12 protein-coding genes are annotated in these 13,970 nt (G+C 52.4%); 6 read left to right on the top strand and 6 right to left on the bottom strand.

All coding sequences use genetic code 11. The annotated features are described in order from the left end of the window. Positions 1-22: 22 nt before the first annotated feature. The 4 genes from E8Q41_RS08685 to E8Q41_RS08670 all read right to left on the bottom strand — a co-directional run bounded on the left by E8Q41_RS08685 (position 23) and on the right by E8Q41_RS08670 (position 3,460). The gene (locus E8Q41_RS08685; RefSeq protein WP_170976414.1) at positions 23-271 is read right to left on the bottom strand and encodes a DUF2924 domain-containing protein; all 249 of its coding nucleotides are present in this window, start codon (positions 269-271) and stop codon (positions 23-25) included. Position 272: 1 nt separating this feature from the next. After that, positions 273-926 (bottom strand): DUF3489 domain-containing protein, encoded by a 654-nt coding sequence (locus tag E8Q41_RS08680; RefSeq protein ID WP_170976413.1) that lies wholly within the window; start codon positions 924-926, stop codon positions 273-275. A 293-nt stretch (positions 927-1,219) separates the two neighbouring features. Then, positions 1,220-2,044 (bottom strand): DUF5681 domain-containing protein, encoded by an 825-nt coding sequence (locus E8Q41_RS08675; RefSeq protein ID WP_137155141.1) that lies wholly within the window; start codon positions 2,042-2,044, stop codon positions 1,220-1,222. A gap of 102 nt (positions 2,045-2,146) precedes the next feature. After that, positions 2,147-3,460 carry a diguanylate cyclase gene (locus E8Q41_RS08670; protein WP_137155140.1) on the bottom strand — a complete coding sequence of 438 codons (1,314 nt, stop codon included), beginning with the start codon at positions 3,458-3,460 and terminating at the stop codon, positions 2,147-2,149. Positions 3,461-4,484: 1,024 nt separating this feature from the next. Between E8Q41_RS08670 and E8Q41_RS08665 the strand changes: the two genes are divergently transcribed. From E8Q41_RS08665 to E8Q41_RS08645, 5 genes are all read left to right on the top strand, one after another. Next, positions 4,485-6,152 carry an EAL domain-containing protein gene (locus E8Q41_RS08665; RefSeq protein WP_246660131.1) on the top strand — a complete coding sequence of 556 codons (1,668 nt, stop codon included), beginning with the start codon at positions 4,485-4,487 and terminating at the stop codon, positions 6,150-6,152. A gap of 109 nt (positions 6,153-6,261) precedes the next feature. After that, the gene (locus E8Q41_RS08660; protein ID WP_137155138.1) at positions 6,262-7,785 is read left to right on the top strand and encodes a globin-coupled sensor protein; all 1,524 of its coding nucleotides are present in this window, start codon (positions 6,262-6,264) and stop codon (positions 7,783-7,785) included. Between the two features lie 157 nt (positions 7,786-7,942). After that, entirely contained in the window at positions 7,943-9,457 is a 1,515-nt protein-coding gene (locus E8Q41_RS08655; protein WP_137155137.1) for a TadE/TadG family type IV pilus assembly protein, read from the top strand. Positions 9,458-9,501: 44 nt separating this feature from the next. Next, positions 9,502-9,981: a TadE/TadG family type IV pilus assembly protein gene (locus tag E8Q41_RS08650; protein ID WP_170976412.1), complete on the top strand. Its 480-nt coding sequence runs from the start codon at positions 9,502-9,504 to the stop codon at positions 9,979-9,981. A gap of 5 nt (positions 9,982-9,986) precedes the next feature. After that, on the top strand, positions 9,987-10,529 hold the full coding sequence (locus E8Q41_RS08645; protein WP_137155135.1) for a hypothetical protein: 543 nt from the start codon (positions 9,987-9,989) through the stop codon (positions 10,527-10,529). Positions 10,530-10,653: 124 nt separating this feature from the next. Here the strand turns inward: E8Q41_RS08645 and E8Q41_RS08640 are convergent, their stop codons facing one another. Beyond that, entirely contained in the window at positions 10,654-11,472 is an 819-nt protein-coding gene (locus tag E8Q41_RS08640) for a helix-turn-helix domain-containing protein (RefSeq protein WP_137155134.1), read from the bottom strand. Between the two features lie 32 nt (positions 11,473-11,504). Further along, the gene (locus E8Q41_RS08635; RefSeq protein ID WP_170976411.1) at positions 11,505-12,449 is read right to left on the bottom strand and encodes an AraC family transcriptional regulator; all 945 of its coding nucleotides are present in this window, start codon (positions 12,447-12,449) and stop codon (positions 11,505-11,507) included. A gap of 394 nt (positions 12,450-12,843) precedes the next feature. Between E8Q41_RS08635 and E8Q41_RS08630 the strand changes: the two genes are divergently transcribed. Further along, a complete protein-coding gene (locus E8Q41_RS08630; RefSeq protein WP_137155132.1) occupies positions 12,844-13,899 on the top strand; it encodes a LytTR family DNA-binding domain-containing protein in 1,056 nt (351 codons plus the stop codon). The last annotated feature ends 71 nt before the right edge of the window (positions 13,900-13,970 follow it).

Below are 13,970 nucleotides of genomic sequence, written 5' to 3'. Positions count from 1 at the left end.
GCAACACCAGGCTGTCCCGGAATTAGTGAAACTGCTGTCCACGATTTAGTGAAACGACTGTCCCGTTCCGCCGAAATACGCAGCCGACCGACAGTCCGCCGACCATATCCTCCTGGATGCGCCATGCCGCCGAACGGATCAACAAAGGCTGGCGCACGCCTGATGGCGGCGGCGCGCCATAGCGCTTGCGCCAGAGATCGATGAGATCGGCGCGGGGGAGACGATCGAGGGCTTGCAGCTGGTGTTCCAGCACTGGCTTGCGCTTGGCCATGTCAGACGGCCTTGATCGTGGCGGCGTCCTGCACGGCCTTGGCAGTCGCAGTCTTGGCAGCAGCAGTCTTGGGAGCAGCAGCGTTAGCATCGCTCACCAGAGCGGCCTCACCGACCTTGTCGACCGCATCATCGTCTCGATCCGCGTCGCGAACCAGTCGGTAGCGACGGGCGCCATCCTTTTCCTTTTCTGTGATCACCTGATGCTGGAGCTTTTTGCGGATGACGCTGGAGAGGAAGGCGCGCACCGAATGGGCCTGCCATTGGGTCGCCGCCATCAGGTCGGCCATCGAGGCGCCGGCGTCACGATTGAGCAGGTCCAGAACGAGATCGCTTTTGCGGGCTTTGACCGTTGCCGCGCAGACAGTATGGGCGGCCGGGGTTGTCTGGGTTGCCTGTATATTTGGTTTGGCATCGGATGGCGCCAGGATTCCATGAGTGTGGTCTTGGTCGCCGATGGCGGTGGCGTCCTCTGCTGGTCTCTTCGGCTTTTTCCCGGGCTTGCGGGATGCAGATGGCTGCGTGTTCGTTGCTCCCACCGCTGTGGCTGCTGTGGGCGCGAAGACCAGATTTTCTCCCGGCGCCGTCATCTGCGCGGCTCTTGCGCCGGCGATATGAGAGCGAACCGATTTGCGGATATGGGTGATGATCGACATGGAGGCCTCCGTCAAAGTGTATGCGCCGGACCATCCCGCGCTTGCACTGACGAAAGCCCGCATAGTTGTGGCGGGCGTGGGCAGGCGGAGGCGAGTTCCTCTCCGCCTGCACAGCAATGCTTCCTTTGCAGGTGAAGTCCAGTCGCCTGAGCGGGAAGTTCGCTTATTCCTCGACCATCGAACGTCCGCCTCCTCGTGGCGAAGGGCCGGCGGCGCGGGCTGTAGGGACAGCACAGCCTGCATTGCTGCGCGGAAAAACTTTTGTCTCCGCAGCCGCCCCGCCGTCTCGATTATCACGCTTCCGCGGCAATCATCTCACGGACTTGGCTCATGATCATCTCGATATTGTTCGCCATGACCGTCCTTTCCGGAAAGACATATCCCCGCGGCAGGTCTTTGCCGAGGTCGCGCCAGGCGGCGTAGAGCTCCTTCATGAGCGCCCGCTTCGGCATGCCCTCGTATTTCATCATCCGGAGGACCCACTGAACATCTGTCAGCCGTAAGCGAGGCGGAATGCTTTTTTCCAGGAGAAGGGCGCACAGACCTGCCGCTCCGGGCTCACGCATCGGCTCTCCATCAAGACGTTTATCGCTGCGGCCATCAAGCGCGTCCTGCATGATCAGCGCATCACGGTAGCGAATGGTCTCTTCCATCTTCGTCTGCCAGAATTCGTCGACAGGACCGATGAAGAGGACGCCCTCCTTCGCATCCAGAATGATGTCATCAGGATGAGGCAGAAACGCTGGCGGCGGCGGCCCCTTCTTCTTCGCGGTCTCGATCGCAGCCCAGGCCTTCTGCTGGTAGTCACGCCATAAGGCGATCTCCTCGGCGAGTTTGCGCGCCCTTTCCGCGTCGGCGCGCATAAACATCTGCATGACCAGACCTTGTGATCGGGGATTGCCTTTGACAGCGCTGGCCAGGGTGGCGCGGAGAACAGCCTCTCGGACGTCGACGGAAACGATTTCTCCTCCTTCCCGCACAGAGACATTACTGTCGGCCAGTTTCAGGGTGTGATCAAGCGCGGAACTTTGACCCCTTTCGGCGCGGAAGAGTGACCCCGGTTGTTGCAGACTAACATGCTGAGTGACTTTGTTTTTCTTTAGAACGCCTGGGGTCACCGTTCCACGCCTATAGTGGGGTCAAAGACCGCGCAGAAACACACTCCACGGTTTTCCGAGGTGTCCATCTGATCGGAGGGAAAGCTCATTCAGATTCCGAATTCAAAGGGTTTGCTCTATATCATCGGAAACCAAGGACGTACAAATTCTGTCGCGGCCAAGCCTCTTGGCGCGATAAAGCATATGGTCAGCGCGGTTTAATTGCTTACAGAGTTCATCGTGTCTGTTTATCTCTACAAATCCCGCAGAAGCAGTAATTTTAATTTCAGATAAACTCCCAGAAAACTCCGTTTTCCGTATTTCATCCACAATTTTATTTACGATAGTCAACGCTTCATTGTCACCTTTGCTTTTTATTAGTACTGCAAACTCCTCACCACCCAAGCGAGAGGCAATCAAATTTTCCTCATATGCAATATCGAGAAGTATTTTCCCGATTGATTTCAAAACTTCATCGCCTGCGTCATGGCCGAACGCATCATTGATCGATTTGAAGTGGTCGATATCAATAATTGATATGGCTCCGTAGTGCGGCTGCGCCTCTATCGTTTGCATGTATTTATTGGCACGCTCAAAGAATGCCCGGCGGTTAAACAGCGAGGTCAGTGGATCTCTCTCAGCAACGTATCTCAATCGCTTTAGTTGACGGAGGGTTTCGACATTGTTGTCAATGCGGCATTGAAGTTCTTCCGGCAGGAAGGGTCTATAAACAAAATCGGACGCACCAGCCTTCAGAAACGACGCGGAAAGATGGCGATCCGTCGACGCAGACACGCCGATAATGCGGAGCCTGTCCGACCCATGACGGCTTCTGATCCGCTTCGTAAGCTCAAAGCCATCAATGTCAGGCATGAAATGATCCGTGACCACAATTTCGATTTCGCGGTTTTGCTCCAAAATTTGAAGAGCCTCGGCGCCAGTCTTCGCGGCATAAACGGCAAAATTCTGTCGCTGCAGGAATGCGACCAGGTCTGAGCGCACTGCCATCATGTCATCAACGACAAGAATCGATGTTGAACCGTTGGATATAACTCTCGAGACGGCAGACGCAACGCGGGCCGACGAAGTGATGTCGTCCTTTACAATATAGTCGACCAGCTGCCTTGATGCATAGTTGAGCATAAGATCAGGCACAAAGGAGGCGGAAAACAGGATCGTTGGCGTTCCGTATCTAGCCAATACGTTAAGTATTTCTCCGTCCGGCGCATCAGGCAGGTTTAAACCCGTTACTGCGACAGTAATTTCTCCTTTGGTTATTTCTGAAATTGCCTCGTGTAGCAACCTACACTCGACAATATCACATTCGACTTTATTAATTATCTCCTGCCGCAATAGCCGAGAAAGAGCTGGAGAATCTTCTACCAGAAGTACTTTCGGCGAGTTAGTCGGCGCCGATTTGGAGTTTGCTGGATCCATAAAAACCACTGTCTGCGAGCTACGCTCTCTTAAGAACCCGATGCCTGATGTTGCTTATCCACGCGATCAGGATGCCAGGGATGATGGCTCAAGGGGGCGCCGGGCGCACTTGCTAGCGGGCGCCTGAAACTGGCGGGCTTTTTTGCGCTCAACCGAAGCTCCTGATGCAGCGGTCCCTTCTTGACGCTCCCGTGAAGCCGATCCTGCCATCTTCTCTGCGCCTCCTCTCGAACTCGAAGAACTACAAAAGCACTTCTGCCCGATTAGGTCGCGCTTACATGTGCACTTTTCGTAAATTTGCGAAAAACAACTGCACTCTCTCGCCGACGAGGATCAGAAGTTCGGAATTTGTAATTTCTTGCCCTCGCATGGATCAATCGCCCTAAGTTGAAGCATATTTGATCCGCGGTAGCGCTTTGGAAATCATTGCGGGAGCAGTGGGAAATTTCCGCATTGAATGCGCTATAGAGACACATAATCAAATGATAAGCGCATCTTTGGGCTTTATGCCGTGCATGACGTCCGCCCCGGATGTCCCGCTCTCGACCAAGCGAACATTTTCCGAAAAAAAAACATTCATTTTCTCAAATGCGCAGGTGAATCTCGCCGATTAACTTTTTGCTAACTAAATCACCCGCTTTTTCGACCTTACCTTCTGGCGAAACTCGCAGCAACTGGATTTCTTAATGCAATAATATTCGTCTCCAGAAATTCATTTAGCAATCTATAGCCAAATCTTATCTATTATTAAAACTATTTATCGAGTTATAATCTATGTTAAATTAACTAAGAAACTGACGTTAGGGCGGTTAATAATTCAAAATGGGGAACAGTAATTATGCGAATCAGGATTTTCTATTTCAGGCGAGTAACGCTTACTTCGATTATAGCGACCGCTCTTTATTGGGGCGCGGTAGCGATGTCTAAGGCATTTACTCTGAAAGCGGCCATCAATGAACTTAGATCGAAAAGTCAACCACGGAGCGCGCGCCTGTCCGAGGAGGACCAGACCCGATTGGTGAAAATGATCGACGATATGCCTGTTGCAGTCATGACTGTGGATCCAGAGACATTCCGCATTACATATGTGAACCAAACCTCAAAAGAGCTGATTGACAAAATTCGGCATCTTCTTCCGGAGGTTCCGGACGATCTGATCGGCGCTTCGGTTGACATATTCCATCGAAATCCTGCGCATCAACGGTCAATTCTCAGCCATAAGGACAACCTTCCCCACAGCGCCCGGATAAAGCTCGGATCGGAAGTCCTCGATTTGAAAATTTCTGCGATAACCGATGACGACGGCACATATCTAGGGCCGATGCTCACCTGGGCAATTGTAACGAAAGAAGTCGTTGCGGAAGAAAAAATTCGGCAGCTGGCCCATCATGATCCTCTGACAGGCCTTGCTAACCGAACGACTTTCAACCTTCAAACCAATAAAGCTCTTTCCGAAGTAACGGAATGCAGTGCGTTGATGCTGTTGGACCTCGATGGTTTCAAAGACATCAACGATACGCTCGGGCACACCGCAGGAGATCGACTGCTTCAGGAAGTTGCGCGCAGACTCTTGTCAATATGCACCATTCAAGACGCGACCATTGGACGAATTGGCGGCGACGAGTTTGCAATCATAGTTCCCAATTCGGCGCCGCAAGAAATGGAGAGCCTCGCAACAAGCGTCATTGCTGCGATAGCGAAAGGATACGTGATTGAGGACAACCACCACGTCCACATCGGCGTATCGATAGGCATTGCCTATGCTCCGCTCCACGGCAAAGACTATGAAACACTGGCGAAGCACGCGGATCTCGCTCTGTATTCAGCCAAGCAAGACGGCAAAGGCGCTTACAGGGTCTTTTCCGCGAGCATGGAAGAGAAGATAACCGAAAAGAACATGCTGCAGGCAGCGCTCCGCTCCGCCCTGTCGGATGGCAATGGGTTGTATGTTTTCTACCAGCCGATCGTCGACGTGAGAACCCGAAAGGTCTGCGCGCGGGAAGCCCTTGTTCGCTGGTATTTGAATGACCGGGGCTGGATAAGCCCGTCACAGTTTGTTCCAATTGCTGAAGAAAGCGATCTTATCGATTTGCTCGGCGAGTTCGTGCTGAACACTGCATGCGCCGACGCGGCGGCATGGACGGATGGCGCAAGGGTAGCCGTAAATGTTTCGCCCGCCCAACTTGGAACCGGCCTTATCTGCGGGAAAATACTTACCGCATTAGCAAAGAGCGGTCTGTCGCCCAATCGACTGGAAATCGAGGTTACCGAAACTGCGCTCATCAACGATGAAGTGGGAGGCATCAGCGACCTCCGGAGGATCCGCAATATGGGGGTGAGAATTGCCCTCGACGACTTCGGAACCGGCTATTCGTCACTGACCAACCTTTGCTCCTTTCCCTTCGACAAGATCAAGATCGACGGATCATTCGTTAGCACCGCCATCAATCGAGATACATCGAGGGCTGTCGTCGCTTCTGTTGCCGAACTCGGGAGGCGTCTTGGCGTGGAGACCGTTGCAGAAGGGGTCGAAACCCAGGCGCATTTGGATCTGGTTGTCGGGGAAGGGTGCAGTTCTGTTCAAGGCTATCTCTTGGGCCATCCTGCGCCAATCGCGATGAATGCCGATCAAATTTCCAAGCTTGTAGACACGCTTGGAAGCGTTTCTGCATCACAGACTATCGAGCAGTAAATCCGGAAAAATTTCCGATTTCACAGACCTTATAGGAGCACACGATGAAAAACTTACAGACCGACCACACAAGTGAGCCTGAAAAAAAAGCAACTCGACGTCAGACGCCATGAAGATCATTGCGCACAGGCTAGAGTTTATGAAGATGTCACCGCAAAGCTGTGCGGCGATACGCTCCATAAAGGACACGGTTGATCGTGAACTCCCAATTGCGCTCGACAAATTTTACGATCAGGTTCGAAGCACACCCGAAACGCGGGCTTTTTTCCGCTCAGAAGAACACATCGGAGCTGCAAAGGGTGCTCAAACTGGCCACTGGACAAAAATCTCCAATGGAGATTTCTCGGTTGATTACTATAATAAAGTGAGAACGATCGGCACCGTTCACGCCCGCATCGGACTAGAGCCTCGTTGGTATATCGGTGGTTACGCAGTAGTCCTTGATCACCTCATTCAAAGCGCGATCGCCACATACTTTCCTGAACGGATATGGTCGTTTGGGAAACCTAAACTCAAGAGCTCCGAGTTCGCCCATGCCCTGGGCAGCCTGGCGAAAGCCGTACTGCTAGACATGGACCTTGCAATATCTGTTTATCTTGAGGAGGCAGAGAAGGCAAAGCAGCACGCGCAAGCTGAGGCAATCTCCGGAGAGCAGAGACTGGTGACGGAAAGTTTCGGCCAGGCCATCACCAATCTGGCGGCGAAGGATCTGACGACGGAAATCACCGGAGCGGTGCCGGCTGCATATATTGGGCTCAAGGAAGATCTCAATTCGTCGATTGCGACGCTGCGAGCGGCTATGCAAACGGTCGGGCAAAATGCAGTGACAATCGACGCCGCCGCCAGTGAGATGAGCAGCGCAGCATTCGATCTTTCGCGGCGAACGGAACAACAAGCAGCATCAGTTGAAGAAACAGCGGCAGCTCTTGAAGAGATCACTTCGACCGTAACGGCAACCGCGAAACGAGCGGCAGAGGCGGGGGAGTTGGTCGCGCAGTCCCGTAAATACGCAGAGGAGTCCGAAGGCGTCGTCAGGAAGGCTATAACGACAATGGGCGAGATTGAACGATCGTCGCGGGAAATCAGCAACATCACAGAGATGATGGACGAGATTGCATTTCAGACAAACCTACTTGCTCTCAATGCCGGCGTTGAAGCAGCCCGTGCCGGAGAAGCCGGAAAGGGCTTTGCCGTCGTCGCCCAGGAAGTCCGCGAGTTAGCCCAGCGATCTGCTGCGGCAGCCAAGGAAATCAAGGCGCTGATAACCACATCGGAGATGCAGGTGAAATCCGGCGTGGCTCTGGTGGGTGAAACGGGCGCCACACTAAAGTCTATCGTTGGAAATGTTCTCGAAATAAGCGAGCATGTGATGGCGATCTCCGAAGCGGCCCGTGAGCAAGCATCCGGTCTGCAATCTATTACCAGCGCCGTATCGGCCATAGATCAAGGCACACAGCAAAATGCCGCAATGGTGGAGCAAACATCAGCGGCGAGCGCCAATTTGGCGTCCGAGGCGGAGCGGCTGAAAACACTCCTTCAGAGCTTCAATACAGGAAGTGGATCAACAACAACGGGCCGGTTCGATCCGCAGAGGATTATCGAAGGCGGATACGCCAAATATCGCGCCGCATGAAAACAAGAGGCTGATTTCACGGTGTTTGCTTGCAATATGAGCTAACACCCTGAGTTCGGCCCACCTCCCAAAACCCGGGCAAACCTGCCCTCTAGACCGGACGAAACGCCCGTTGCCAAACGGCGAACCCAAACCCGTGTCAAATCGGTGAAAAAATATGAACGATGAGCTGCGCTTGCATCCCCTTCTGCTCGGCAAGCGGACTAGTCGAATGAAAGCGATTCACACCGCGATCCAAACTGACCAGTTGGCCGACGGCGAAGCTAGGCAGCTCGCTTCCCAGTCTCGCCGATATCGCACCATGAGAAGAACTTCTATCGAATTCGGTCCGGCCACCAAACTCCTGGCCAAACTTTTGCGCAATCGACGTGGAAATGTCGGGGTCATGGCAGCGCTGCTGATGATCCCACTGACCACTATTTCCGGCGGTGCGATCGACTTGATGCTGCATGAACGACTGCGCTCCTCGTTCCAGAACGATCTCGACCGCGGCGTTCTGGCCGCCGCGTCGCTCACACAGACTATCCCGGCGCGCAAAACAATCCAGGACTATCTCAATGCTGCCGGCCACAGCGGATATTCGCTGACGATCGACGAGGACAGCGCTGTCAACAAGCGCGTGGTGTCAGCGACGGCCGAATTACCGATGGAGACGACGTTCCTCCACCTGGTTGGCATCAGGAGCATCAACGTCGTCGCGCATTCCAAGGCCGAAGAGGCCAAGCGAAATGTAGAAGTCTCGATGGTTCTGGACGTTTCGGGGTCGATGACCGGCTCGCGCATGAATGCGCTGCGGCCGGCCGCAAAATCCTTCATCAGCCGCCTGCTTCGCGACGAGACTAAGGGCTATACATCGATAAACCTCATTCCTTTTGCCGGCCAGGTCAGCGTCGGAGAGAAGGTGTTCGATGCTTTGGTCAAGGGCGCGACGAAGCCAGTGCGTCAGCACGACAAATCGTCCTGCTTCGGCAATCTCGATAAGAAATTCTCCGAGGCAATTCCGGACTTCAAGGCGGCTGAACACGTTCCGCAATTCAGCACCTGGACCGTCGGCACGAACAAGGGGTTCGATCCTTGGAGCTGCCCGACCGAGGAGACCTCGGCGACCTTCATGTCGAACGATCGCGATGCACTCTCAAAGCAGGTCGACGGTTTTCACATGTTCGACGGGACGGGCACCCATATCGCCATGAAATGGGGGCTGCACGGCCTCGATCCGAATTTCCGCGATACGCTCAAGACGATCCAGAGAAATAGCACCATCACGATCAACTCCAACTTCGCAAACCGACCCGCTGACTATCACGACAGCGACACACTGAAGCTCATCGTGCTAATGACCGATGGCGGAGTCGTTCCCCAGTATCGCCCGAACACCGGCAAAGCTGTCAACGATCAGCCGCAGAGCGACAGCGAGAAGAATAAAACCATCGTGGAGAAAGTGTCGAGCACCGTGGCCATCGCCACGATGATCGACGCCTGTGATACCGCGAAAGGCCACGGCATCGTCATTTATGCGGTGGGCTTCGAAGTCGGTGGGGGCGATTTCCTTTCAAAGCTGAAGGGCTGCGCCTCAAGCCCGAGCCACTACTATGACGCCAAGAGCTCCAACCTCAACACAGTCTTCCAGAACATCGCCAGCTCGATAGAGCAACTCCATCTGACCAACTAACGGAGTAGCTTCAATTGCGTGTTCTTCTTCGGGATAAGGCAGGGGTGGCGGCTGTCGAGTTCGCGCTCGTTGCTCCACTCTTCTTCGCCATGATTTTTTCCGTCATTGAAGTCGGCTGGACCATGACCAAGCAGATGATGCTGGATCGCGCCATGGATATTGTCGTGCGTGAGCTGCGTATTGGCCGGACAGAGGGTTTTACAAGAGACTACGTTCGACAACGCATATGCGGAGAGGCGGCGATCTTCACGAATTGCGAGGAGGAAATGCTGGTCGAGATGGTTCCGATCCCGGCCGGCTCAAGCTATCCTGATACCAATGCGACATGCGCCACAGGTAGCACGGCGGTAAAACCCGTCACAAAATTCGATCCGGGGCTCCGGTCGGAGGTCGTCTTCATCCGCGCCTGCGTCAACGTCATCCCATTGACGCCGGGCATTGGTCTCGGGCTCCGCCTTCGCCACAATAAGGACGCCGGCTTCTTCATGACGTCCGAATCCGCTCTGCTTAACGAGCCGGAGTGAACGCCATGTTTAGCCAGACAGATTTCTTTATGAAACGGATCCGTTCGGATCGAAGCGGCGCCGCCGGCATCGAGTTCGGCTTCGTCGCTCCACTTCTGATCCTGCTTCTGCTTGCGTCTTTCACAATCTTCGACTTGTTCCGTGCCGCAAATATCGCGGACAAGTCGACGTTCACGATTGGTGATTTTATCTCGCGGCAGACGGAGGTCACCGACAGCGTGCTCGGTCAGGCGAAAGCCATGATGCAGAGATTGGCCCGCAATGACGTCGGCAATCCTCAGATCAGGATTAGCAGCGTCATGCGTACCTCTGAGGGATTTGCTGTGCAATGGACCTACAATTCCGAGAATGGCGAGCTTTCGAAGTCGAAATTGGACATTCGACATGTCCCTGATATCGCCATCAACGACAGCGTCATCTTCACGGAGACGATCGTCAAGGTCTACCCCTTCATGGCGGTCTCTATCGGTCGCAATAACGGACTGTTCACATTCGAGCACCGCGCGGTCACCCGCCCGCGCTTCGTCGGTCGGATAGCAAGGCGATAGCCACATCTATCGGCCAAGGCGTCGAACGATCCGTCGTCTCATCAGAGGCAGGGACAATAATTGCCCACATTCGGCTGATAAACAGGCGGAATACAAGGTACGGATATAGTGATGGATTCGGGAGTCAGACCCTTGGAGGCTGCCAGTCGTAGATTTCCCAAGGAAGCAATTCACTTGTGGATTGCGCTTTATACTCGTCGATCTCTCTGCGCAATCTGCTAACATTTGAGATGCCGTATTGAGAAGAAATTTTACTCAGATTTTCCTTTTCGCTCTTAATTTGATCCAAAATTCTTCTTATCGTAATTATTTTGCAGTATCTCTTTATACCAATTCCGAGATGATTTTTAAATATTTTTTCAAGAGCTCTCACTCCAACATTTGTACGCTCTGCAATTTCTTCGACACTTTTGACGATTCCTTCTTTTGAAGAAATGTAATCCAGCGCCAAGCGCAGAGCAAGTGGCGGCCGCTTACTTTCAAATATACTTAATTCGAGAGTGTTCGTATTTGGCCAAACGTATGCAAGGTGTTTCACGAGAGCTTCCAATATGGCTGGTATTAGCACCAAGTCGCGGCTTCCATTGCTAGCCCTGCCTTTAAGCTGCCGGAGTATCGTTGTGATCGGCTCGATGTATAGAGATACAAGGGAACCATTTGATTGAAAAACGGGCAACGAGTATATTTTCCGATTAAGGATCTCGGCAAAAATGCCAATCAGTCTTTCGTCAGAGACAATCAACTGGAACTGAGCTCCAACCGACTTGAAACCGATGCCGTCCAACTCGAAATCTACATCCGCAGCTTCAGGAGAGAGTTTTCCACAATAGGATTGGCCTGCGAAGTTAAATATAAATTCTGTTTCTCCTAAATGGCGGCGAGCTAGAAACATAGTTTTGTATATATCGCCATATTTTGCTACCTCAGAAATGTCTACGAACAATTTTAATCTCCTGATGACCCGGAACTGGATTTTTAAACATCTTCTATATTTCGTCCGTACTCAATTTTGTATTCTAGGCTGAGCTTCCTGAATGCGCTACTCCCAATTTTTTTTCGAATTTCTTTCATAAACTCCGCATCATCCATCTTGGTGCGAACGGTTTTCATTCTCTCGCGAGTTATGAATTCTGAGATCGAGTAAGAGGTAAACTGGCGAAAACCGTGCTGAAGCGTCCGCACGCTGACGCCAGAAGCCCTTGCTAACTCGGGGATATCGAAAGGGCTGAAAGGATCAGCTCGGATCATCTCGATTGAAGAACGAACATGGCGCGGTGCAATATAAGCCACATTCTCAGCATTGTTATGCCACAGGCTGTTTGGCCAAACTGCCAAAAGACCGATTTGTATCAAGTCTATTTTATGAGCTAATGATACGATAGATGTATTGGCGTGCTCGAGTTCAAAAAATACAGCCTCGATAAGGTTGACTAGGCAAGCCAACATTTGCGCATCGAGCTTCGGCGCCTCATCAAATCTTAGCGGTTTTTCGAGCGACTGGCCTCCAGGTAGCGCAATGTGCCTTTGAAATCTGCGCCTAGAAATTCCTAGACGGACCTGCCTTTTACCTGCAGGTAGCTTCAACTCACTGAACTTTGCACCCGGAATCGCGATCGCGCCGTTCGTGCATAGAGTTCTTCGGGATTTCAGCGAAATCTCAACCTGTCCGTTTGACGGCAGTAGAAAAGCTATGACATCATTCGAGTGGCGCATGGCAAGTCGTGCGTCATTGACATACGTGGCGCTGAAGAGTTCGAAATCCCCCCATTGGAGGTGCCGTACTTCATTTAGGATTGCGGCGCGCCCCTCGTCATGGATTTGAACTCGGCATCTGTCATTTCTGTAAGCTTTGACGATCTCTTCGATTGTCGCCGTAGGCAGAGAGCGATAGCGAAAATCTTGTGCCGTAGCATTGTCCATAGCTAAACGCCTCGAATTGCTGCCGGTTGGTGTTTGGCGGTTCGGCCTAAGGGCTGTTGGGAGCATCGGATTTCGACCAATTGCCTTGGGGATCACCGTGGAAGCGTCCCAAATCCCGGTCGCTTCGGACTGCACTCATCTCAAGATCTCGCTGGGAGCGCCATCCAAACATTTCAAAGCGCAGCGAAATTTAGCAACGCAGAATTTAAGGCCATTCGTCACTGACGAACAACACACGAAAGATGATGAGTTGCTTGAAAGTGTTTGTTGCTCGCCTGTGGTTGGGATGTTGCAAATCGTCCGGGACGAACGGGCAAGACGTTGACGGACCTGAGATATTTCTAATGCGCGAGCGAATCGTTTGGACGTCGGCACTTTTTTTTGCAAACCTGAGATGATCAAGCGCGATGGCTTCATCGCTTGGTTTTTGGGCGTTTTATGTGCATTAGGACCCACCAATTTGACAGATGGAAACTTACGCTTGAGCGGCCACAAAATGCAGAAACTAAATCGATTGAACTCGTTTGAAGTTACCTTAATTACAGGCAGGGTCGTTAGCCTCTCGCGCCAGGAAACGACACGCGTGTTCCTTCACCCCTGGATACTGATGACGTATTCCGCGCTCTCGCTCATGACTGTGGCAATGAACCAAGTGCCTTGGACGCAGGGCATGCCCATCTGGCTGCGCACAGCCATCTACTTCCTGTCCAGTGTGGTCGGACTTTCAATGGCATGGGCAACACTTATGGCTTTGTCGTGGGCGGTCACTTGGGGCTTTATGCGCAGGGTCCATTCAATCATTTTCGATCTGACCGGCGCCTTCATGAGCCTATTCACAACCTACTGTCTTGTTGGCATTTACAAGACACGCCCCCACCTTTTCAGCATTTCAAGTGTGTTTCTATATGCTTTTTATATCGTAATAATTGTCCACGTCAGCATTTTTTTATGGAGCGCCGTAATCCCGCGCATTCTTTTGCAAGTACGCGGACGTAAAAATGCTTTTTCGCAATCTCCTATCGATGACGGAATCAATGCCGAGAAAAATAGTGAAGATAACATGCGGGAGGAATACCCTGATACACTGCAGAATGTCGGCAACAAAAATATCACTGTAGTGATTGGCGGAACGCGCATTCCAACTGAGTCTATTCTACACATACGCGCCGAGGGAAATTACGTCAGAATTTACACGGCCAAGTCAACTTACTTTGAGGCAGCTACCATGAAAGCGGCTTTGCTGCAAATTCCAGATCGTCTCGGCTTACGTGTCCACAGAAGCCATTGGATAGCATATTCCGCTGTGGAATCCGTCGCGAATGACGGCCGAAACCTAAAGGTATTGCTGACCTCCGGAGCCCAAGTACCCGTCTCCAGAAGCAACTTGGACAAGGTCAAAAAGATGGCTTCTGATACGAAATTTAGCAAAGACGATTTGTCTAGGCAGTAGACTCATAACGCCTTTATCCAGATGCGAGTAGCAATGAGTTTGACGGCGGCGAGGAAATTGGCCGGATTCTT

The sequence above is a fragment of the Rhizobium sp. FKL33 genome (assembly GCF_005222915.1).
Classification (GTDB): Bacteria; Pseudomonadota; Alphaproteobacteria; order Rhizobiales; family Rhizobiaceae; genus Rhizobium_E.
The sequence above is the reverse complement of the archived record's forward strand: the minus strand, read 5'-3'. Positions and strand labels throughout refer to the sequence as shown.

Bases quoted from the DNA above. Each gene is read 5' to 3' on its own strand.
- E8Q41_RS08685 (WP_170976414.1), bottom strand. From the start codon at position 271: ATGGCCAAGCGCAAGCCAGTGCTGGAACACCAGCTGCAAGCCCTCGAT.
- E8Q41_RS08680 (WP_170976413.1), bottom strand. From the start codon at position 926: ATGTCGATCATCACCCATATCCGCAAATCGGTTCGCTCTCATATCGCC.
- E8Q41_RS08670 (WP_137155140.1), bottom strand. From the start codon at position 3,460: ATGGATCCAGCAAACTCCAAATCGGCGCCGACTAACTCGCCGAAAGTA.
- E8Q41_RS08665 (WP_246660131.1), top strand. From the start codon at position 4,485: ATGATCGACGATATGCCTGTTGCAGTCATGACTGTGGATCCAGAGACA.
- E8Q41_RS08660 (WP_137155138.1), top strand. From the start codon at position 6,262: ATGAAGATCATTGCGCACAGGCTAGAGTTTATGAAGATGTCACCGCAA.
- E8Q41_RS08655 (WP_137155137.1), top strand. From the start codon at position 7,943: ATGAACGATGAGCTGCGCTTGCATCCCCTTCTGCTCGGCAAGCGGACT.
- E8Q41_RS08645 (WP_137155135.1), top strand. From the start codon at position 9,987: ATGTTTAGCCAGACAGATTTCTTTATGAAACGGATCCGTTCGGATCGA.
- E8Q41_RS08635 (WP_170976411.1), bottom strand. From the start codon at position 12,449: ATGGACAATGCTACGGCACAAGATTTTCGCTATCGCTCTCTGCCTACG.
- E8Q41_RS08630 (WP_137155132.1), top strand. From the start codon at position 12,844: ATGATCAAGCGCGATGGCTTCATCGCTTGGTTTTTGGGCGTTTTATGT.